At 65.0% G+C, this 21,024-nt stretch carries 19 protein-coding genes and 1 pseudogene; 8 read left to right on the top strand and 12 right to left on the bottom strand.

The annotated features are described in order from the left end of the window. The first annotated feature begins 27 nt into the window (after positions 1-27). Both recJ and VSX60_RS06255 read left to right on the top strand, forming a co-directional pair. A complete protein-coding gene (recJ, locus tag VSX60_RS06260; protein WP_327623295.1) occupies positions 28-1,818 on the top strand; it encodes a single-stranded-DNA-specific exonuclease RecJ in 1,791 nt (596 codons plus the stop codon). A 370-nt stretch (positions 1,819-2,188) separates the two neighbouring features. Then, the gene (locus VSX60_RS06255; protein ID WP_327623294.1) at positions 2,189-3,214 is read left to right on the top strand and encodes a fatty acid desaturase; all 1,026 of its coding nucleotides are present in this window, start codon (positions 2,189-2,191) and stop codon (positions 3,212-3,214) included. Between the two features lie 78 nt (positions 3,215-3,292). Here VSX60_RS06255 and VSX60_RS06250 read toward each other — a convergent pair whose 3' ends face one another. The 11 genes and pseudogenes from VSX60_RS06250 to VSX60_RS06205 all read right to left on the bottom strand — a co-directional run bounded on the left by VSX60_RS06250 (position 3,293) and on the right by VSX60_RS06205 (position 14,227). After that, positions 3,293-3,571: a hypothetical protein gene (locus VSX60_RS06250; RefSeq protein WP_327623293.1), complete on the bottom strand. Its 279-nt coding sequence runs from the start codon at positions 3,569-3,571 to the stop codon at positions 3,293-3,295. A 55-nt stretch (positions 3,572-3,626) separates the two neighbouring features. Continuing rightward, positions 3,627-3,974, bottom strand: a pseudogene (locus VSX60_RS22550) (hypothetical protein); the annotation flags it as partial. A 79-nt stretch (positions 3,975-4,053) separates the two neighbouring features. Next, complete coding sequence (locus VSX60_RS06245) at positions 4,054-4,779, bottom strand: FCD domain-containing protein (protein ID WP_327623292.1); 726 nt, start codon at positions 4,777-4,779, stop codon at positions 4,054-4,056. 205 nt (positions 4,780-4,984) lie between these two features. Next, positions 4,985-6,091 (bottom strand): isocitrate/isopropylmalate dehydrogenase family protein, encoded by a 1,107-nt coding sequence (locus tag VSX60_RS06240; RefSeq protein ID WP_327623291.1) that lies wholly within the window; start codon positions 6,089-6,091, stop codon positions 4,985-4,987. Continuing rightward, on the bottom strand, positions 6,088-7,455 hold the full coding sequence (locus VSX60_RS06235) for an MmgE/PrpD family protein (RefSeq protein WP_327623290.1): 1,368 nt from the start codon (positions 7,453-7,455) through the stop codon (positions 6,088-6,090). The genes VSX60_RS06240 and VSX60_RS06235 overlap by 4 nt, the downstream gene beginning before the upstream one ends. 220 nt (positions 7,456-7,675) lie before the next feature. Next, the gene (locus VSX60_RS06230; RefSeq protein ID WP_327623289.1) at positions 7,676-9,268 is read right to left on the bottom strand and encodes a rhodanese-like domain-containing protein; all 1,593 of its coding nucleotides are present in this window, start codon (positions 9,266-9,268) and stop codon (positions 7,676-7,678) included. 23 nt (positions 9,269-9,291) lie between these two features. Next, a complete protein-coding gene (locus VSX60_RS06225) occupies positions 9,292-10,311 on the bottom strand; it encodes an aldo/keto reductase (RefSeq protein ID WP_327623288.1) in 1,020 nt (339 codons plus the stop codon). Between the two features lie 36 nt (positions 10,312-10,347). Next, the gene (locus VSX60_RS06220) at positions 10,348-11,439 is read right to left on the bottom strand and encodes a LacI family DNA-binding transcriptional regulator (RefSeq protein WP_327623287.1); all 1,092 of its coding nucleotides are present in this window, start codon (positions 11,437-11,439) and stop codon (positions 10,348-10,350) included. Next, positions 11,436-12,182: an ATP-binding cassette domain-containing protein gene (locus tag VSX60_RS06215; RefSeq protein ID WP_327623286.1), complete on the bottom strand. Its 747-nt coding sequence runs from the start codon at positions 12,180-12,182 to the stop codon at positions 11,436-11,438. Before VSX60_RS06215 ends, VSX60_RS06220 begins: the two co-directional genes overlap by 4 nt. Then, positions 12,179-13,210 carry an ABC transporter permease gene (locus tag VSX60_RS06210; RefSeq protein ID WP_327623285.1) on the bottom strand — a complete coding sequence of 344 codons (1,032 nt, stop codon included), beginning with the start codon at positions 13,208-13,210 and terminating at the stop codon, positions 12,179-12,181. The genes VSX60_RS06215 and VSX60_RS06210 overlap by 4 nt, the downstream gene beginning before the upstream one ends. Before the next feature lie 63 nt (positions 13,211-13,273). Continuing rightward, on the bottom strand, positions 13,274-14,227 hold the full coding sequence (locus tag VSX60_RS06205; protein WP_327623284.1) for a substrate-binding domain-containing protein: 954 nt from the start codon (positions 14,225-14,227) through the stop codon (positions 13,274-13,276). A gap of 239 nt (positions 14,228-14,466) precedes the next feature. Here VSX60_RS06205 and VSX60_RS06200 point away from each other — a divergent pair, with 239 nt between their 5' ends. From VSX60_RS06200 to VSX60_RS06175, 6 genes are all read left to right on the top strand, one after another. Further along, positions 14,467-15,399, top strand: coding sequence for an SMP-30/gluconolactonase/LRE family protein (locus VSX60_RS06200; protein ID WP_327623283.1), 933 nt, complete (start codon positions 14,467-14,469; stop codon positions 15,397-15,399). A gap of 94 nt (positions 15,400-15,493) precedes the next feature. Continuing rightward, entirely contained in the window at positions 15,494-15,943 is a 450-nt protein-coding gene (locus VSX60_RS06195; protein WP_327623282.1) for an RbsD/FucU family protein, read from the top strand. Positions 15,944-15,953: 10 nt separating this feature from the next. Continuing rightward, on the top strand, positions 15,954-16,838 hold the full coding sequence (locus VSX60_RS06190) for an amidohydrolase family protein (RefSeq protein ID WP_327623281.1): 885 nt from the start codon (positions 15,954-15,956) through the stop codon (positions 16,836-16,838). Beyond that, positions 16,835-18,361: a sugar ABC transporter ATP-binding protein gene (locus VSX60_RS06185; protein ID WP_327623280.1), complete on the top strand. Its 1,527-nt coding sequence runs from the start codon at positions 16,835-16,837 to the stop codon at positions 18,359-18,361. The genes VSX60_RS06190 and VSX60_RS06185 overlap by 4 nt, the downstream gene beginning before the upstream one ends. After that, complete coding sequence (locus VSX60_RS06180; protein WP_327623279.1) at positions 18,358-19,359, top strand: ABC transporter permease; 1,002 nt, start codon at positions 18,358-18,360, stop codon at positions 19,357-19,359. Before VSX60_RS06185 ends, VSX60_RS06180 begins: the two co-directional genes overlap by 4 nt. An 80-nt stretch (positions 19,360-19,439) precedes the next feature. Then, on the top strand, positions 19,440-20,387 hold the full coding sequence (locus VSX60_RS06175; protein WP_327623278.1) for an ABC transporter substrate-binding protein: 948 nt from the start codon (positions 19,440-19,442) through the stop codon (positions 20,385-20,387). An 86-nt stretch (positions 20,388-20,473) separates the two neighbouring features. On the opposite strand, the gene VSX60_RS06170 is transcribed toward VSX60_RS06175, so the two are convergent. Further along, on the bottom strand, positions 20,474-20,917 hold the full coding sequence (locus tag VSX60_RS06170; RefSeq protein ID WP_327623277.1) for a DUF1810 domain-containing protein: 444 nt from the start codon (positions 20,915-20,917) through the stop codon (positions 20,474-20,476). Positions 20,918-21,024 lie beyond the last annotated feature (107 nt).

Here is a 21,024-nt window from a genome sequence, read left to right as displayed (position 1 = left end):
CGGCCCCGCTTCGCCAGAACAAGCTCCATGGCCACATCTGCCCGCACCTTCCTTGCCGTAGACCGCTCGATCGGTGGTCGCCGTTGGCTGAACGCCCTCGACGAACGCGCCGAGGCTTCGGCGCTGAAGATGGCCCAGACTCTGGCGCTGCCCGATATCGTCTGCCGCGTCCTCGCAGCGCGCGGAGTGGCCGAGGCCGACGCCACCGCCTTTCTCGATCCGCGCATCCGCGACCTGATGCCCGATCCGTCCACCATGACGGACATGGAGTCCGCCGCAGCGCGCCTCGCCGATGCCGTGGAGGGGCAGGAGGCGGTCGCGATATTCGGCGACTACGACGTCGACGGTGCCGCGTCGTCGTCGCTCTTGTGGCGCTATCTGAAGCATTTCGGTATTGACGCGACGATCCGCATCCCGGACCGGATCACCGAGGGTTACGGTCCGAATCCCGCCGCGATGCGGGAACTGGCGTCCGCAGGCGCGACGCTGATCGTCACCGTCGACTGCGGCACTGGCAGTTTCGAGGCGATAGAATCTGCCCGACAGGCGGGTGTCGACGTGGTCGTCCTCGACCACCACCAGACCGGCCCCGAGCTTCCCGACGCGGTGCTCGTCAACCCGAACCGCCAGGACGACTTGTCGGGACTTGGGCATCTCGCCGCCGCTGGCGTCGTCTTCATGACGCTGGTCGCTATTTCGAGGGAATTGCGCCGTCGCGGACGGGCGCAGGCGAGTCTGCCGGACGTCTTCGGCCTGCTCGACCTCGTGGCGCTCGCGACCGTCTGCGACGTGGTGCCGCTGGTCGGCCTCAACCGCGCTTTCGTCGTGCAGGGATTGCGGGTGATGCACGGCCAGCACAATCTCGGTCTCGCCGCGCTGGCGCGTGTCGCCCGCTTGTCGGGGCCGGTCGAATGCCATCACCTCGGCTTTCTTCTTGGTCCCCGGATCAATGCCGGTGGGCGGATTGGCGATGCGTCGCTCGGCAGCCGCCTGCTTTGCCTCGATGATGCCGGTGAGGCGGAGGAACTCGCTGCGCATCTGAGCGTGTTGAACGAAGAGCGGCAGGCGATGGAGCACGTCATGCTCGAACAGGCCGAAGCCGAGGTCATGGCCGAAATCGGTGGCGGGGAGGGACCGTCGATTCTGGTCGCCGGATCGCGTGAATGGCACCCAGGGATCGTCGGATTGCTCGCGGCGCGGCTAAAGGAGCGCCATCGCCGTCCGGCTTTCGCCATCGCTTTCGACGGCTCAGGGCGAGGAACCGGGTCGGGTCGCTCGATCGGCGGCTTCGATCTCGGCCGGCTGGTGCGTGAGGCGGTGTCGGCTGGCCTGCTTGAAAAAGGTGGCGGGCACGCGATGGCCGCGGGTATCACCGTTCAAAAGGATCGGCTCGGTGATTTTCGAGCCTTCCTCGAAGTCGGCGCAGCGAACGCGGTCGCGGCGTTACGCGAGGGGGAATCCCTGAAGATCGATGGCGCCGTCAGCGCCGCGGGGCTGACCCCGGATCTCTACTCTACAATCGAACGGGCCGGGCCTTATGGATCGGGACACGCCGTGCCGATCTTCGCCCTCGCCCGGCACCGAATCGCGTCGTCCTCGATCGTCGGCAAGGGGCATGTCCGGGCAACGTTGCGGGGCGCGGATGGAGCCAGCGTCCAGGCCATCGCCTTCAAGGCTGCCGAAACCGATGTGGGGCAGCGGCTTCTGGCGGCGCGGGATCGGCCTATTCATGCGGCCGGCACCTTGTCGCTCGATCGCTTCCGGGGCCGCGAGGATGTGCGCTTTCGGCTGATCGACCTCGCCGAAGCGTTCGACTGATCGGGGGCTATGCGGAAGGGGGCATGGACGGTGGAGCTTGTCGAGGCGCAGGCCGAGCGTCGCGAGGTGCCTCGATACGATCAACAATGCCGATCATTTTCGAGCACATTACCGAGAGCGCACGCGTCACAACTCCTGTCCAAACCGGCCGAAACGCTTGACCGCTAAGGGCGGCAATGCTCGGCGCCTGCCCGCAATGTCGAAGACCTCGCGGAACGGGGCGCGCCGAAAACGACTGCAAAGAGCGTGTTTCAGTGCTACAGGACATACAGGCCATGAATCATGGCCGAGGATTTTACTCCATCATCTGGAACACCATCTCGGGTGCGCCGTTGTTTGTGCGTGCCGAGAACCGGGAACCTAAACGTCGATGAAAACCAATAACCTACCGTCCACGACGGGTGTTCGCGAGCCCGTCTGGCCGAAAGTCCTGTCCAACTACCGCAAGCCGCGACGGACCCGTAGTGCGATCGAGCTCGCGATCACGCTGGTCCCGTTTGCCCTGCTCTGGGCACTGGCGTTCGCCGCTGTCTCCTACGGGATCTGGTGGGGACTGCTCCTGATCATCCCGGCGGCCGGTTTTTTGCTGCGGCTGTTCATCATCCAGCATGATTGCGGCCACGGATCTTTCTTCGCCAATCGACATTTCGATAACTGGACCGGCCGCGCGATCGGCGTCCTGACCCTGACGCCCTACGACTATTGGCGGCGCATGCACGCCAAGCACCACGCCTCGACCGGCAATCTCGATGAACGCGGCGTCGGCGACATCATGACGCTGACGGTGGCGGAATATAAGGCTTTGTCGCGTTGGGGCCGGCTGCGCTATCGGCTCTATCGCCATCCGATCGTGATGTTCGGCATCGGGCCGATCTGGTTGTTTCTATTCGAGCAACGATTGCCGATCGGGATGATGCGCGCGGGGGCCGAGCCCTGGATTTCGACGATGGCGACCAATCTGAGCGTCGTCTTATTGGCGACCGCCATGATCTGGCTCGGCGGTGTCGGGCCGTTCTTCTTTGTCCATCTGCCGATCGTCATCCTGGCGGCCTCGATCGGCGTCTGGCTCTTTTACGTGCAGCACCAATTCGAGGAAACGCATTGGTCGCAGGGCTCCGATTGGGAGTTCCAGGAGGCGGCGCTGCACGGTTCGTCACATTATGATTTGCCGGGTGTCCTGCGGTGGTTCACCGGCAATATCGGCATCCATCACGTGCACCATCTTGCCAGCCGCGTGCCCTATTATCGGCTTCCGGAAATCCTGAGGGATCATCCAGAACTGAGCGAGGTCGGCCGGATCACCCTGCGCGATAGCCTTCGCAGCGTGCCGCTCGTCCTGTGGGACGAAACCAGCCGCCGGCTGGTCTCGTTTCGAAAGGCCAAGGCGCTGGCGTGATGCCGGCCGGGGCAGATGAGAGCGGGCGCCCGGACATTCGTTCGCCTTTGACGCAACTGTCTTGATGTGCCTGGAGGCCTACGAAGCCTGAAGGATGGCCGTTAGATCCGTCAGATCGCGGCGGTCGTAGGTCGGCGCGTAGCGTGGATCGAGGACGGCATCGTCGGCTCGATTCGACCAAAAACACTCCAGACCGGCCGCCGCCGCGCCGAGGGCGTCGGTCCGGCTGCCGGCGACATGCAATATGTCGGCGGGTGAGAGGCCGAGCCGCTGCTGCGGCAGGCGATAGACGGCCGGATGCGGCTTGTAGCGGCCAGCATGCTCGGACGAGAAGACGTGATCGGAAGGGGTCGCCAATGCGGCTGGCGACGGCCTTGAGCATGGCCTCGTCCCCGTTGGACAGGATGGCCGTCTGATAGCCGCGATCCTTGACCTCTCGCACGACGGATTCGGCCTCCGGCCACGGATTGATTTCATCCCACGCCGCGACCAGTTCCTCGCGTAAGTCGGGTGATGCTTCGAGGCGGTGCAGGCGGACGGCATAGTCGAAGGACTGCCGCGTCGCGTCGCGAAACGGGACCCGCTCGCCGTCGAGCGAGTTGCTGAGCTGCAGCCGCTCCATCTGCTTGTCGCGCCAGAGGGCGAAAAACGCCCGCGCGTCTGTCTCCGACAGAGACAGGCGGGACGCGACACGCGGCGCGATGCTGCCGGCAATGTCGAACAGCGCGCTGTAAACGTCGAAGGTAATCAGCTTTTTCACGCCGGTCTCCAGTCAGACATACGGTTGCCGACGCGCGCATCGAACAGCGGGCAGGGCGGTTTCGGAAGGCCCGCGGTGATCATCGTTCGCGGGCGCTCGTGTCGGTAGCGCCGATCGTCGCCTCGTCGAAGGTCGACAGAAACCTGAGCTTGGCCTTTTGGACATGCCGAAAGAAGGTTTCCTGCGCCCGATCCGCATTGCCGGAAGCCAAAGCCTCGACCATCTCGCGATGTTCTTTGTTCGACACCGACAGCCCCTTGGCTTGAACCAGGGTTCGCGCGCGGCACAGATGCAGCCGGTTGACCAGGCTGCGGTATTCGCCGACCAAGGTCCGGTTTCCGGCCGACGTCACGAGGTAGGAATGGAACTCCAGATTCATCGGATAATATGCGTCGAAGTCGCTCTTGGCTGCGATCTCGTCCATCCGCGTGAGGTAACTCTGGAGCCGACGCATCATGTCGTCGGTCACCCGCTCGGCGAGCAGTCGCCCCGCGAGGCCGAAGATCGCCGAGCGCAGATCGTAGATCTCCAGCGCTTCCTCGACGTGAATCTGGCGGACGAATACGCCACGATTGCGCACGACGTCGACGAAGCCCTTCGCATGGAGGCTGCGCATCGCTTCGCGCAAGGGACCCCGGCTCATGCCGAAACGGTTGGCCAGTTGAAACTCGTTCAAGCGCTCACCCGGCTGGAGCTCCCCGCCGAGAATCAGATGCTCGATCTGCTTCTCGACCGCACTGGCGAGCGAGGAGGTCTGAAGCGTGGTGAGTTCGTCTCTGGCTTGCGAAGCGTCCGTCACCGACATTGAGCGAGCCTTCCTGGATCGAAAGTGTTCCGAAGCTTCTACGTGAAATGTCATGCGATACGCAAAAGCTCTTGATCCAGCCGGAGCAAATCGGTGTGACGCAACGCCGGTCACATGTTCGCAGACCGCAACACCTCAAAACCGCGGTGAGCGAGATCTTCGGACGAAGGACGGAACCCGGTTTTCAGATCGTTCCGATGCGCAATCAAAGTGCTAGAGCGCCCTTTTCTCGTACCCCCGCGATGACCGCGTCGATCATGGCGCGTTGGGTTCCGGTACCGCGGATGTCCGCCGTCCGCGTTTCGGCCCGCGACAGCGCATGGTCGATCCCGCGTTTCATCAGCGCGGCGGCGTCGATGGCCGCGGGGATGGCTCGGCGACGGCCGAGCCAGTCGAACAGCATTCGTGTCGATTCGATCATGGCGAAGGGATTGGCGATCCCCTGTCCGGCGATGTCCGGCGCCGAACCATGTGTGGCCTGCGCCATCGCGATCGCGCCACGGCCGATGCACAGGCCGGGCGCCATGCCGAGCCCGCCGACGAGGCCCGCGGCCTCGTCGGTCAGGATGTCGCCGAACATGTTGGTCGTCACCACGACGTCGAAGCTCTGGGGATCGCGGATCAGGCGCATCGCCATCGTGTCGACGATCACTTCGTCGACGGTGACCTCGGGAAAGTCTGCCGCCACTTCGTAGCAACTGTCCACGAACATGCCGCAGCCGAGCTTGAAGACCGTATTCTTGTGGACTAGCGTTAGGCGCTTCTGGCGCGAGCGCGCGATCTCGAACGCGGCGCGCGCGACCTTGCGACTCCCCTCGCTGGTGATCACCCGGACCGAGATCGTCACGTCGTTTGTCGGGCGGAATTCTCCCGATCCCATGACGACGTTGCGATCGGGTTGGAAGCCCTCGTTATTTTCGCGCACGATGACGAGGTCGATGTCGTCATGCAGGCAGCCGATGCCGGGAAAGGAACGGGTCGGACGCACATTCGCGAACAGGTCGAAATGCTTGCGCAGGATCGGATGCGGATTGATCGCCTCCGCGACCTTGGGATAGTCGCGATGGCCGATCGGCCCGAGAATCCAGCCATCAAGGGTGCCGAGCGTCTCCAGCGTCCCCTCCGGCATGGTGTGGCCATGCGTATCGAGGGCGCGACGCCCGATCGGAACCTCGGTCCATTCGATCGTCAATCCGGCCCTGTCGGCGGCAGCCCTGGCGATTTCGACCGAGGCCGGTACCACCTCGTGGCCGATGTCGTCGCCTTCCAGAATGCCGATCCTGAGCGCGTCCTTCCGGGGCGAGGGCGTCATTCGGCGGCCGTGGAAATCCGTTGAGCGGCTGCTTCCTCCGCCAAGTCCGCTGCTTCGCTCATGCTTTCGATCGCCCAGGACATGTCCAGGATTCGGCGCGACTGCTCGGCGCCGACAACCAACTCGGCCTGATTGAGGAATTTCACGTTGAGCTGGTCGTCAGTGAGCGGACGTTCCCGGCTGCCGATCGCGCGCTCGATCCGCTTGTGCAGCTTCGAACCGTCATTGAACACGATGTCGATGTCCACCGAGGCTTCATGGCAGGCGGGATCGGCGGTCGCGCTGACCCGGTCGCGGAGCGCGACGATGTCCAGCCGGCCGACCAGGTCGTCGGTAAAGGCGGTGGGCGATCCATCCCCATCAAGCAGCGCGCTCGCGGCGGCGTGATAGACGCTGAATTTGCCTTCCAGGCCGGTGCGCGGCGCGGTCTTGCCGGTCAGTTCGAGAACCAGCGGATGCGTCGTCAGGTGGACGGACTGAATGTCCTTGACCTTGTCGCCGATCTCGCTCCGGATCTGCTGGCAACCGTCGATGGTCGGATGGATGACGATTCCGCAGGCGAAGGGCTTGTAGCTGTTCAGCGCGGCTTCCCATCGCGTGCCGAGATCGTCGAGAATTTCGCCATAGTCCTGCTTGGTCGACAAGACGTTGGCGAAACCGCGCGGTGCCTCGATGCCCTGCAGCGAACTGTCGAACCCGGCCTCGGCCAGAAGGGCCGACATGGCCCCGTTCTGGGCAGCGCGGCCGGGATGGAAGCTTTTCGTCATGGTGCCGAACATCTCGCGCAGGCCAGAGGACTGGGTGGCCGCCAAGCCAAGCGCCCACTGCATCTGGGTCTTGTTCAGGCCGATGGCGTGTCCGACCGCGGCTGCCGCGCCGAAAACCCCGGTCGTGCCGGTGATGTGCCAGCCGCGGTCGTAATGCTCGGGATAGACGCAATTGCCGATGCGGCATTCGACCTCGATCCCGACCAGCATCGAGGTCATCAGGGCACGTCCGCTCATCGGACGGGTTTCGCTCAAGGCCAAGAGGGCCGACGCCACCGGTCCGGCCGGATGGATGATCGTCTTCAGATGCGTGTCGTCGTAATCGAGAACATGCGACGAGATGCCGTTGACGAGTGCGGCATGCAGAACGTCCAGCCGTTCGCCACGCCCCAGGATCGTCGCCATGCGCGGGCCGGAAAAGGGATCCACGGCCCTGATGGCGGCATCCACCGTCGGGTGGGTTGCCCCGCCGACGGCGCAGCCGACCCAATTGACGAAAGTGCGCACGCCTTCACGGCGGACCTGCGGGGAAATGTCATCGTCCTTGACGGCGACGATCCATTCGGCGAGGGGGCCGGTGACGTGAGGAACAGGCATGAGAACTCCAGAAATCAGGCTGCGGTCGATCCTTCGCGCCCATGCGGTGGGACGATATCCAACTCCCATCGCGACATCGGCGAGCCTGGCGAAGGATGCGGCCAGGTGCTGGAACTGCCGCGACAGGCGTTCGTCGTTATAGAATGGCGAAGGAAAAAATTGTCAACAGATGGCAATTCCCGCGCAGCAAAATGGGCGGCGAGCGCGACCGTTTCCCGGCTCAGGCGCTGTCCGGGTTCCGGGCCAGGCGAAACGCCCTGCGTTCATCGGCGTCAAGTTGCGCGATCAGCCCGGTCTCCCAATCCAGATAGCGGCGGGAGGATTCCAGATTGCCGTCGTGCCGGTCGTGGACGAAATCCAGGAAGTCGATCGCATCGGCATCGCTCGGGTCGTCGGGCGATGCGATTTGATGGCCGCCTTGGTCGACGAGTGCCGCGTGTCCTCCCTCGACGACGGCGACGTCTTCAACTCCCATGCCGCGCAGATCGCGCGCCACGCCCCTGACGATGTCGTCGTCGTCCGCGACCAGCAAGATCGGCGTCGGTCCAGCCGTCGATACCACCCGATCGAGCCGCGCCCGCGTCGCCCAGACAGCGCCTTCGACATGATTGCGGCGAAAACTGCGGGAGGATCTGAGATCGAAAAGACGGGCTTCGTTCGCCCGCAGCTTTTCGAGTGCCGGGACCGCCGCGATCCGGAATATACCGCCCGATGCTGCCGCGGACGGAGCGTCCGGAGCGGGCAGGGCCCGCAGGTCGCCGTCGAGGAGAGCGATGAAGGGCTCGAAGCCGAGTTGCCGCAGCCAGAAGGCCGCCAGTCCGGCGCGGATACCGACATCATCGCACAGGACGATGCGCGCATGCCGGACGCCAACATATTGGTCGGTGGCCTGCACGAAATGGCCGCTGGGAGCAGGGCGTGCGCATCGAACGGGATCGGCCGCCGCCTCGACCCCGGAGCGGACGTCGAAGACGACGGTCGTGCGCGAGGCGTCGCCGAGGAAGGACCGCACCGTCGCAGGGGAGGCGACCGGGATCTCCCATCGCTCGGCGAAGGCCGCGGCGCGCTTGCGTCCGGCGATGCGAGCCGCGCCATCGAGCGGCGGTAAGTGGTCGGCCTCGACGCCGCGTTCCAGATCAAGCCCGGCCAGCGCCCATCCCTGTGTGCCGTTCCGCATGGCGAAGACTGGCGCCGGACAGCCCATCAACTCTAGACCGATGGCCCCGATGATCCCGCGCGTTCGCCCGGCACAGCCGACGATGAGATTCCGGTCGTGCGTCCCAGCGAGGGCATCGACGCGATAGGCGAGTTCGCCATTCGGCATGCAGATGGCGCCGGGGACATGCATCTTGGCGTATTCGGCGGGCGGGCGGCCATCGAACAGTGTCGCCTGTCCCGCCGCCTGCCATTCTTGAAGCGTGAGGGCGTCCACCTGTTGCGGGTGCCATTCATGCTCGGCCAATTCGCCGAGCGTCTTGGACGGAACGTTGATGCCCTTGAAGAGCGTGTATCCGGCCGCCTGCCAGCCGGGCGCGCCGCCCTCGACGATCGCCAGATCGTGAAAACCGAGCGCCGAGAGATGGCCGGCGGCGCGATCCGAGACACCATCGCCGGCATCGATCAGCAGCACCGGAACGTCGCGGTTGGGGACCAGCGATGCGGCCAGCGTTTCGAGGCGGCTATAGGGGCAGGGGACCGCGAACAGCGGATGCCCCTCGCCGAACTGGCCGGCCTCGCGCACGTCGAGAAAGGCGATTTCGCCCTCCGCGTGAACGAGCGTCTTTGCGTCGACGGGATCGATGGTCCGGATCATTCCCGATGCGTCTCCGCTGCGCCTCATCCGGAGGGAACCGGCGCATCGGCCCGCAGGAGGCCCTCGGATCGCAGGTCGGACCAAAGCCCGGCGGGAATCGGGCGATGCATGAGCGCGAGGTTGCGGTCGAGATGCGCGCAAGCGGCAACGCCCGGAATCACGGCGGCAACGCTTGGATGGGTCAGCGGAAACTGCAGCGCCGCGGCCGCCAGCGGCACGTCATGCGCCTTGCAGAGGCTTTCGATCCGGCGCGTCCGTTCGAGGATTTCGGGCGGGGCGGTCTCGTAATCGTAGGTGGCGCCGGCTTTCGGTCCCGTCGCCAGGATGCCCGAGTTGAACGGACCCCCGATGACGATGGAGACATTCTCGCTCTGGCATCGCGGCAGGAACGTATCGAGCGCCGTCTGTTCCAGCAGCGTGTAACGCCCGGCGAGCAAAAAGACGTCCCAGCGGCCGTGGTCCATCGCCTCCTCGCAGACCTGCCATTCGTTGACGCCGAGCCCGATCGCCTTGATGTCGCCATTGCGCCGCAACTCGTCGAGCGCGCGGTAACCGCCCTCCATCGCTTCGCGGAACAGCGCCGGATGCGCCTCGGCGCCATGGGTCATCGCGCCGATGTCGTGCAAATAGAGGATGTCGACCCGGTCGATGCCCAGCCTTTGCAGACTGTCCTCGTGCGAGCGCATGACGCCGTCGTAGGAATAGTCGTAATCGGAGCGGAACGGGGCGGCGTCGATGAATTTCTCGCGGTCCGGATTGGGGCCTGGGTCCGGCCGGATCAACCGACCGACCTTGGTCGAGACGACGGCGTCACACCAAGGCAGCGAACGGAATGCGTCGCCGAAGCGCCGCTCCGAAAGGCCGAAGCCGTAATAGGGCGCGGTGTCGAAATAGCGCAGGCCGGCGTCCCACGCCGAGCGGATCAGCGCATGGGCCTCGTCGTCGGCCACCGGAGCGTAGAGATTTCCCAGCGGCGCCCCGCCGAAACCGAATTTGGTGACCTGGACGCCGCTGCGTCCGATCTCGCGAAGTGGAAATTGCAAGGTTTTATCCTCCTGGTGGGGTTGGGCTCGCGTCGCTCAGCGCGCGACATTGCCATTCGGGCGCGGGGAGGCAGGCCGCCGCGCCGTTGATCCGCGTTGGACGAGTTCTGACTTCAAGCGAATCTCCAGCGGTCGCCTGGCGGGATCCTCGATGAACCCCAGCATCATATCGGTGGCCGTGTCGATCATCTCGCCAATCGGCTGACGGATCGTGGTCAGTTCGTAAGCCGCGTTGGCGGTCACCGGGATGTCGTCAAATCCGACCACGGCGAGGTCGCCCGGCACGGCGAGGCCGAACTCGCGGCGCGCCACGTCCATGGCGGCCATCGCCATCAGATCGTTCGCGGCATAGATGGCGTCGGGTCTTTCCGCGGCCGACAACAGCGCGCGCGCAGCGTCGAGTCCATCCGCATAGTTGAAATTGCCGATCGCGACGGCTGCGAGCTGCGCGCCGCGCACGGCGAGGCGATCTTCGAAGCCGCGCCGGCGCTCGCGGCTCGTCGTGGCAGCGGGAAGTCCGGCAAGGTAGGCAAGGCGGGTGTAGCCGGAATCGAGCAGCAGATCGGCGACGCGCGCAGACATCTCGACATTGTCGACGCTCACGGCGCCGACGGGCACTTCGTTGCCATGATCGGAAATCCCCTCCATGTCGGAATTGAACACCACGATCAGCGGAATGCCGAGTTTGGTATATTTTGCCGCCGCGCTGGGCGAAAGATCGTTGCTGAGAAAGAAGCAGCCGTCGACCCGGTATTCGATCATCGACGGCAGCGCGACCTTCAGATCGTTTTCCGCGTCGCCCGAATAAATCAGCGACTTGAGGCCTTCCTGTTGCAACCTTCGGGAAAGGTGTTCGAGCGCCACGGCGATGAACGGATTGTCCAGACGCCCCGCGACGATGCCGATGATGCCGGAGCGCCGACGAACCATGCCGCGCACCAGCGCATTGCGATGGTAGCCGAGTTCCTTGGCGGCGCGCAGCACCTTGCGCCGGGTTTCGGCCGACACGCTGGCCCCTTCGGTCAAGGAGCGCGACACCGCCGATCGCGAGACGCCGGCACGCCGGGCGACATCGAGAGCGGTCACGCGGCGGCGGGGAGGGGCCGGGGATTGAATGTTGCCACTCATGCCGTCTCGATCGCGCCCGTGATCAGTGCGGTCGCCTCTTCGGGAGAGCTTTCGGCGATGGGCTTGTCGGCAACCTTGCGGCCGCGCCGCAGCACGACGAGGCGTTCGGCCACGGCAAAGACGTCGGGCATGCGGTGGCTGATCAGCACTACGGTCACGCCGCTGTCCCTGAGGCGTTTGATCAGGTCGAGCACCTGCGCGACCTGCCGCACGCTGATCGCGGCGGTGGGTTCGTCCATCATGACGATGCGGGAGTCCGACAGCCGTGTCCGGGCGATGGCCACCGCCTGGCGCTGACCACCCGACATCATGCGCACCTTATCGGCTGGCCGGGTCTCCGACTGCAATTCGGCGAAGATCTCGGCCGAACGCCGGGCCATGGCGCGATAATCGAGGATCGTGAACGGGCCGATGCGCCGCTTGAGTTCGCGGCCGAGAAACACGTTGTCGGCCGCCGTCAGATTGTCGCAAAGGGCGAGATCCTGATGGACCACTTCGATGCCTCGATCGCGGGCAGCGGCACTGTCGGCGAACCGCACGGTCTCGCCATTCATCCGGATTTCGCCTTCCGAGGGCTGGAAGTTGCCCGCGATGATCCGCACCAGCGTCGACTTGCCGGCACCATTGTCGCCCATCAGTCCGACGACCTCGCCGCGGCCCAGCGACAGATCGATATTCTCCAGCGCATGAATCGCGCCGAACCGCTTGGAGACGTTTACGAGTTCGAAGAGGGGCGCGTTCACTGGGCCAGCCTCCGGCCGGCGGCATACTGGTCGAGCGCCACGGCGGCGACGAGGATGACGCCGATGACGATCTGCTGGACAAAGGACGAGACATTGAGCAGCACCAGCCCGTTGGTCAGGACGCCGATCAACAGCGCGCCGACGACGGTGCCGAAAATGCCGCCGACGCCGCCGAACAGACTGGTGCCGCCGATCACCACCGCGGCGATGACAGTGAGTTCGAGGCCGAGCCCGGCGACGGCTTCGGCGGAGTTGAGGCGCGCCGAGAGCAGGAAGGCCGCGAGGGCGCAGAAGAACCCGCTGATGACATAGACCGACAGGACGATCCGCTTGGTCGGAACGCCGTTGAGTGCGGCCGCGCGGGCGTTGCCGCCGGTGGCGTACACATGCTTGCCGAAGGCGGTGTAGCGCAGCACCAGATGCGCCAGGATCGCGGCAACGAGGAAGATGATCACCGGGATGGGAACCATGCCGATGCGCCCCTGTCCCCACCAGGTGAACGCCGGTGAAAAGCCGGAGATCGGCCCGCCGCCGGAAAACAGCAGCGCGGCGCCGCGAAAGGCGGTGAGCCCGCCGAGGGTGACGACGAAGGGTGGCACCTTGAGCCGCGTTATGACCAGCCCCTGGAGCGCGCCGCCGGCGATCCCGACCGCCAGCGCCGCGGCGACCGCGAGGATCAGCGGGTTGCCCGCCGCGTCGGTAGCGGCGACAGCGAACCGGTCTTCAAGGCCGCCCTTCGACACATAGGCGCCGACGAGGCCGGCCAGGGCCATGAGCGAGCCCACCGACAGGTCGATCCCCGCCGTGAGAATGACGAAGGTCATGCCGACAGCGATGAGGCCGGAGATCGAAACCTGCCTGAGCACGTTGAAAATGTTCAGCGGATGCAGGAAACGGGGCTCGAGGATCGCGAAAACGGCGATCAGCAGCAGCAGGAACAGGGGCGCGGCATAGGTGGCTATGAATTCGATCGCATCGAACCGAGGCTCCGGCGGTTTCGAGACCGCCGGCGAAGTCGCGTTGCTCATGATCACATCCCGGAAAGCGGCGTGTGGGCCGGGCACGGGCCCGGCCCTCTCGACCCGTGAGGACTACTGGATCTCGCCGAGGCGTTCGGCCTTGTCGAGATTGTCCTTGGTGATCGCGATCGGCTGCAGCAGAATCAGGCTCTCCGGTTTCTTGTCGTCCCGAATATAGTCGACCATCGCCTGAAGCGCCGTGCTGCTCTGTCCGCCCGGAAATTGCTCTACCGTGGCGGCAAGGCCCCCGTCGCGGATCGAGGCCAGCGCTTCCGGCAGCGCGTCGAAGCCGAGGATCGGGACGCTCAAACCCCGTTCCTGGGTCACCTGAAGCGCCCCGAGCGCCATGTCGTCATTGGCCGCGACGATCGCATCCGGCGGACTGTCGAGACCGGCGAGGATCGCCTCGGTGACAGACGCGCCCTCTTCGCGGGCAAAATTGGCGGTCTGCTCGGCGACGAATTCATACTTATCGGACACCGGGTCGAGCACGTTGTGCAGACCCTTGTTGCGATCGATCGCGGGACTTGATCCGGGCTGGCCCTGGAGGTTCACGATCCGGGCGCCGTCCGGAAACAGCTCCATGATCAGCTTGCCCTGGGCTTCGCCGCCGATGACGTTGTCGGCGCCGACATGAGCCAGAATGCCCGGCACGCCCTCGACCCGGCGGTCGATGGTGACGACCGGAATGCCGGCGTCGACGGCCTGCTGCAACGCAGGAGCCATCGCCACCGAGTCGAGCGGGCTGATGATGATGCCGCCGACCCCGCGAATGATCGCCGCTTCCACGTCGCCGGTCTGCTTGGTGGTCTTGTTCTGCCCGTCGGTCGCGATCAGTTCGATGCCGCCGATCTCGGCGGCCTTCTTGGTGAGGGCGTCCTGCATATGCACGAAGAACGGAAATTCGAGCGCCGGCATCGACGAGGCGATCGTCACCTTTTCCTGCGCGTGCGCCGCCCCGAAGGCGCCTAGCAGCGACGCCGCGACGGCGCCCGCCAGCAGCGATTTCGACCAAAACAGTTTCATGATGTCCTCCCTCTCAGGCTCGCACCTGCCTCCCAGCATGTGCGCCCAACTTGTTATCGTTGAGGGTCGGTCGAAGTCTTGCGACCGCGCATGCGACCCAAGCCATTGCACACGTGTGCAGCGATGCTACGCTATCGCTGGGCCAGGATTGGGTCAACGGCCGTGGAATCGGTTGCCCCGATGGCACTTGGTGGAGACGGGGCCGGACCGAACAAAGACGGTGTGGGGAAGAACAAGGAATGGCGACGGAACAGGCATTTCTTTCCTCAGACGATGCGCGCTTTGCGTCGTTCTTTCCGGCGGGCGCGACACTGGAGCGGATTGCGGAGGGCTTCATCTGGGCCGAAGGCCCAGTGTGGTTCGACGAGATCGCGGAGCTGCGGTTCTCGGACATTCCCAACAACCGGATGATGGCGTGGTCCGAGCAGGCCGGGCTGCGGGTCTTCCGCCAGCCGGCGCAGTGGACCAACGGTCATACTCGCGATCGCACCGGGGCGATGATTTCCTGCGAACATGGCGGGCGTTGCATCAGCCGCACGACGATGGATGGCGGCTATGAGGTGCTGGCCACCCATTGGCGGGGCAAACGCCTGAACTCGCCCAACGACGTCGTGGTCAAATCCGACGGCTCGATCTGGTTCACCGATCCGCCCTACGGCATCGTCTCCGACCATGAGGGCATCCGCGCCGAGAGCGAGATCGGCGGCAACCATGTCTACCGGATCGACCCGGCGCGCGGCGCGGTCGAGCGTGTCGCCGACGATTTCGACCGGCCCAACGGCCTCGCCTTCTCGCCCGACGAGACGACGCTTTATATCGCCGATTCCGGACGGGCGATGGGGCATGGCTTCGGTTCCGACGACAGACGCCCGCATCATGTGCGCGCGCTGGAGGTCGTCGACGGATGCCGGCTTGGCGCCAGCCGCGTTGTCGCCGACATCGACCGTGTGCCCGACGGGCTGCGCGTCGACACAGAGGGGCTGTTGTGGGTCTCGGCCGCCGACGGAATCCATTGTCTGACGCCGTCCGGCGCGCGGCTCGGCCGGATTCTGGTGCCGGAGGTCGTCGCCAATCTGACCTTCGGCGGTCCGGGTCGGTCGCGGCTGTTCATTTGCGCGACCAGTGCGATTTATGCAGTGGACACGACCCGATGTGGCGCGCAAATCTCATGAGGCTGGGAGAACATGAACAGCGATGAAGGGGACTTGACGGGACGACGGAGTTCAAACCGCCAAGGGAAGAGGCCATCGGAGGGGGAATGAAATCATGCTGAAGGGGATCGACCCGCTCTTGAATCCGGAGCTTCTCCAGGTGCTCGCGGCGATGGGGCACGGCGACGAAATCGTTCTGGTGGACGCCAATTTCCCGGCGGAATCGGTGGCGCGCGAAACCGTTCACGGTCTGGCGATCCGCGTCGACTGCGCCCTGCCGCGAGCGGTCGAGGCGGTGCTGACTCTGTTGCCGATCGATAATTTCGAGCCGGGGGCGGTGCGCTGTATGGAGGTGGTCGGCGATCCTCAGGCGGTGCCCGAGGTGGTCGCGGAGGCCGCCGTGTTTTTCGCGGCCGAGGGCGCCGATATCACCGGTGTACCGCGCTTCGACTTCTATGACGAGGCCAAGCGGGCCTATGCCATCGTCCAGACCGCCGAGCGGCGGCTTTATGGCAACTTCATCATCCGCAAGGGTGTGATATCGCCGCCCGACAAGACGGCTTGAGGATGTCGGCATGAGCGCCCGCATCGACGCCCATTGCCATTTCTGGCGCCTGTCGCGCGGCGACTATGGCTGGCTGCAGTCGGGCGATCCGGCTCTCGCTTCGATCCGCCGCGACTTCGCGCCCGCCGATTTGCGCCCGCTGTCGGCGGCGGCGGGGATCGAGCGGGTCGTATTGGTGCAGGCCGCGCCGAGCGACGCCGAGACCGATTTCATGTTGGCGCTTGCCGCGGACAACGCCGAGATCGCGGGCGTGGTCGGCTGGGCCGATCTCGCTTCGCCCGAGGCCGCCGGGCGGTTGGAAACGCTGGCGCAAAACCCGACGCTGAAATCCATCCGGCCGATGCTCCAGGACATCGCCGATCCGGACTGGTTGCTGACGGCGCCGAACGCCGGGGCTCTGGATGCGCTCGACCGGCTCGGCCTTCGCTTTGACGCTCTGGTGCTGCCGGTGCATCTCGACCGACTGTTGCGGTTCGCCGAACGCCGCCCCGACTTGCCGATCATCATCGATCATGCGGCCAAACCGGCCCTTGGCGCGGCTGCGGACGACCCAAGGCATGCGCTTTGGGAGGAGGGGATGGAAAGAATGGCGCGCGAGACGGACGCGGTCTGCAAGCTGTCGGGCCTGCTCACCGAAATGCGCCCCGATCAGCGGGAAAGCGAAGCGGTCGCGCTCGCCGTGCTGCGGCCAGTGGTCGAGAAGCTGATCGGCTGGTTCGGCCCCAAGCGTCTGATCTGGGGCTCGGACTGGCCGGTGCTGACCCTGGCCGCGCCGCACGAAGGATGGGTTCGGATCACCGACGCGCTGCTCGATCAGCTTTCGCCTGACGAGCGGGCCGCCATTCTCGGCGATTACGCCGTGACCTTCTACGGACTGGACGAGGCCGCCGGATGACCGCGCTTGTCCAGATGACCGGAATCGAAAAGCGCTTCCCCGGCGTGCATGCCCTGAAGGATGTGCATCTCGAAATTCTGCCGGGCGAGGTTCACGCCGTGATGGGCGAGAATGGCGCCGGCAAGTCGACGCTGATGAAGATCCTCTCCGGGATCTACCCGAGGGACGGCGGCGAGATCGAGGTCGAGGGCAATGCGGTCGAGATCGACGGTCCGCGCGCGGCGCAGGATCTCGGCATCGGCATCATCCATCAGGAACTCAGCCTGATGAACGATCTGACGATCGCCCAGAACATCTTCATCGGGCGCGAGCCGCGCCGTCGCTTCGGCCGACTCGACGAAGCGGCGCTAAACCGGCAGGCCGCCGACATCTTCGCCGGGATGAACCTCAAGCTCGACCCGCGCACCAAGGTGGAGCGGCTCACCATCGCCAAGCAGCAGATGGTCGAAATCGCCAAGGCGCTGTCGTTTCGCTCGCGCATCCTGATCATGGACGAGCCGACGGCGGCGCTCAACGATGCCGAGATCGAGGAGTTGTTCATCATCATCCGGCGGTTGAAGGCCGAGGGTGTCGGTATCGTCTACATCTCGCACAAGATGGACGAGTTGAAGCGGATCGCCGACCGGGTGACGGTGATGCGCGATGGCGAGACGGTCGGAACCGTGTCCGCCGCCGATACGCCGGTCAGCCGGATCATCGCGATGATGGTCGGCCGTGCCCTCAGCGACGAGGCGGCGGCACAGCCGGATTTGTCCGCCGCCGAGATCGCGCTGGAAGTGCGCGGGCTTAGCCGCGGCCGGGAGATTCGCGACGTCAGCTTTGCCGTGAAGAAGGGTGAAATCCTCGGTTTCGCTGGATTGATGGGCGCGGGGCGCACCGAGGTGGCGCGCGCGATCTTCGGCGCCGATCCGCGCGATTGCGGCGACATCCTGGTGCATGGACAGCCTTGCTCCATTCGCAGTCCGGCCGACGCCGTCAAAGCGGGGATCGGCTACCTCTCCGAGGACCGCAAGCATTTCGGGCTGGCGGTTTCCATGGACGTGCGCGCCAATATCGCCATGGCGAGCCTCGATCGTTTCACCAGCCGCGCCGGCATGCTCGACGAGAACGGAATGGGGGAGGCCGCGCGCCGCTATATCGACCGGCTCGGCATCCGCACCCCGTCCGATCGGCAGGAGGTGCGGCTTCTGTCCGGCGGCAATCAACAGAAGGTGGTCATCGCCAAATGGCTGCTGCGCGATTGCGACATCCTGATTTTCGACGAGCCGACACGCGGCATCGATGTCGGCGCCAAGAGCGAGATCTACAAGCTCCTGAACAGCCTTGCCGAACAAGGGCGCGCAATCATCGTGATCTCGTCCGAACTGCCGGAAATTCTGCGACTCAGCCACCGGATCGCGGTGATGCGCGAGGGCCGGCTGACCGGCATTCTGCCCGGCGGCTCCGGCACCAGCCAGGAGGACATCATGCGCCTCGCGACGATGCGCGAGAGCGCGATGGAACCAGTGGGAGAACACGCATGACCACGGTCGACGCCGCGCGGCCTGGCTTTGCCGCCCGCCTTCTGAATACCGGCGCGCATCAAAAGCTGCTGGCCTTCGCCAGTCTGGTTCTTCTCCTCATCGGCTTTTCGCTCGCCTCGCCGAATTTCATGCAGATGACCAATATCATCGCCATCCTGCAGGCGACCTCGGTCAACGGCGTGCTGGCGGTCGGTGTCACGCTGGTCATCATCACCGGCGGCATCGACCTTTCGGTCGGAACGCTGATGACGTTTTGCGCAGTCATCGCCGGAGTGGTGCTGACCTATTGGGGGCTGCCGCTGCCGCTGGGCATCATCGCCGCGATCGGCGCCGGCGCGCTGAGCGGACTCCTCTCCGGCACCTTTGTCGCCAAGATGAAGATTCCTCCCTTCATCGCCACGCTCGGCATGATGCTGATGTTGAAGGGGCTTTCCCTGGTGATCTCGGGAACGCGGCCGATCTATTTCAACGACACGCCGGGCTTCACCGAGATCTCCCGCGGTTCGCTGATCGGCGACCTTATTCCCGCTCTGCCGATCCCGAACGGCGTGCTGATCCTGTTCCTGACCGCCTTCTCCGTCAGCTACATTCTGGAGCGGACGGTTCTCGGCCGATACACCTTCGCGCTCGGCTCCAACGAGGAGTCGGTCCGGCTTTCGGGCGTCAACACCGACGCCTGGAAGATGGCGATCTATGCTCTGTCCGGGGGGATCTGCGGCATCGCCGGACTGCTCATCGCTTCGCGTCTCAACTCGGCCCAGCCGGCGCTCGGCCTCGGCTACGAACTGGAGGCGATCGCCGCTGTCGTGATCGGCGGTACGTCGCTGTCGGGCGGGCGCGGCACCATCCTCGGCACGCTGATCGGCGCGCTGATCATGGCCGTGCTCACCAACGGCCTGCGCATTCTGTCGGTGGCGCAGGAATGGCAGACGGTGGTCACCGGCGCGATCATCATCCTGGCGGTCTATGCCGACATGATGCGTCGCCGCCGGATATAGCGAAGGCGACAACAACCAAGAGGGCGAACCGCGCCCCGACGACATCACCCAGCAAGCAAACGCAACCCGGAGGAAAAATCATGTTCACCAGACGAGTCATTCTCGGCGCGATCAGCGCCGCAGCCCTCTTGGCCGCAGGCGGAGCAGCCACGGCGCAGGAAAAGATGTATGTGCCGCTGATCTCGAAGGGCTTCCAGCATCAGTTCTGGCAGGCGGTCAAGGCGGGCGCCGACAAGGCGGCCGAAGAGCTTGGCGTCGAGGTCAGCTTCGAGGGTCCGGACAACGAAACCATGGTCGACCGCCAGATCGACATGCTGTCGGCCGCGCTGGCGAAGAAGCCGGACGCGATCGGCTTCGCGGCGCTCGATAGCCAAGCGGCAATTCCGCTTCTGCAACAGGCGAAGGATGCTGGCATCCCGGTTATCGCCTTCGACTCCGGCGTCGACAGCGATATTCCGATGGCGACCGCTTCGACCGACAACGTCGCCGCCGCGGCGCTCGCGGCCGACAAGATGGCGGAATTGATCGGTGACAAGGGCAAGGTCGCGGTCGTCGCGCATGACCAGACCAGCCGCACCGGCATCGACCGCGTCGAGGGCTTCAGCAACCGGATCAAGGAGGCGCATCCCGACATCGAGATCGTCTCGGTGCAATACGGTGGCGGCGATCAGCTCGAGTCGACCGAGATCACCAAGTCGATCCTGCAGGCCAATCCCGACCTCGCCGGTATCTTCGGCGCCAATGAGGGATCGGCCATCGGGGTTCTCAACGGCAAGCGTGAGATGGGCCGGGACGAGGTCGTGGTGATCGGGTACGATTCCGGCGCGGCTCAGAAAGAGGCCGTGCGCGATGGATCGATGGCGGGTGCTATTACCCAGAATCCGGTCGGCATCGGCTACGAGACGGTGAAGGCGGCCGTCGCAGCCGCCAAGGGCGAGACCGTCGAGAAGAATATCGACACCGGCTTCTTCTACTATGACAAGGCGACCATCGACGATCCGGAGATCGCGGCGGTTCTCTACGACTAAGTTGGATGCCAGGCCGCTCCGCGGGGCCGTGCGTCCTTGCGGAGCGGTGAAGCATCCAACCGCAACCGGCTCGCGGCCGTTGCGACCTATGTCCCGGCCGCCGCCAACCGCGCCAGCGTCTTTTCGTCCATTCGTCCATCGCAATAGCGTTGGAGCGCCAGAGCGAACGGACTTTCCTCCGCTTCGACGGCCTGTGCGAACAGGGTCATGGAGGAGCGGAATTTCATGTCGTCGGGCGAGCCGAAGATGGCGCGGAGGGTGCGGTCCCGCACTCCCAGTACCGTTTGCGTGCAAAGGACCAGCCGCGGTCCGAGGACAGGATCGGCCAGATAGGCGCGCGCCTCGTCGAGCGAGCCGATGCCGTAGAATTCAGCCAGCGATGAACGCCCCAAGCCCCGCAGTTGCGGGAAGATGAACCACATCCAGTGGCTGCGCTTTTGTCCCGCGCTCAGCTCGTCGACGACAGTGTCGAAGACCGGCGCCTGAGCCCTTACGAAGCGCGCGAGATCGAAGGGGTCGGTGGTTTCCACGGGTTGCTCCCTGGTTCGGCGTCGAATTCCATCCGGTCAGCGCCTGCAATCTCTCATCAATGAAAGCTTCGAGAAAGAACCCCTGCGGATGTCCTTTTTACCGACAA

The organism is Aurantimonas sp. A3-2-R12 (assembly GCF_036016755.1).
Lineage (GTDB): Bacteria > Pseudomonadota > Alphaproteobacteria > Rhizobiales > Rhizobiaceae > Aurantimonas > Aurantimonas coralicida_A.
The sequence above is the reverse complement of the archived record's forward strand: the minus strand, read 5'-3'. Positions and strand labels throughout refer to the sequence as shown.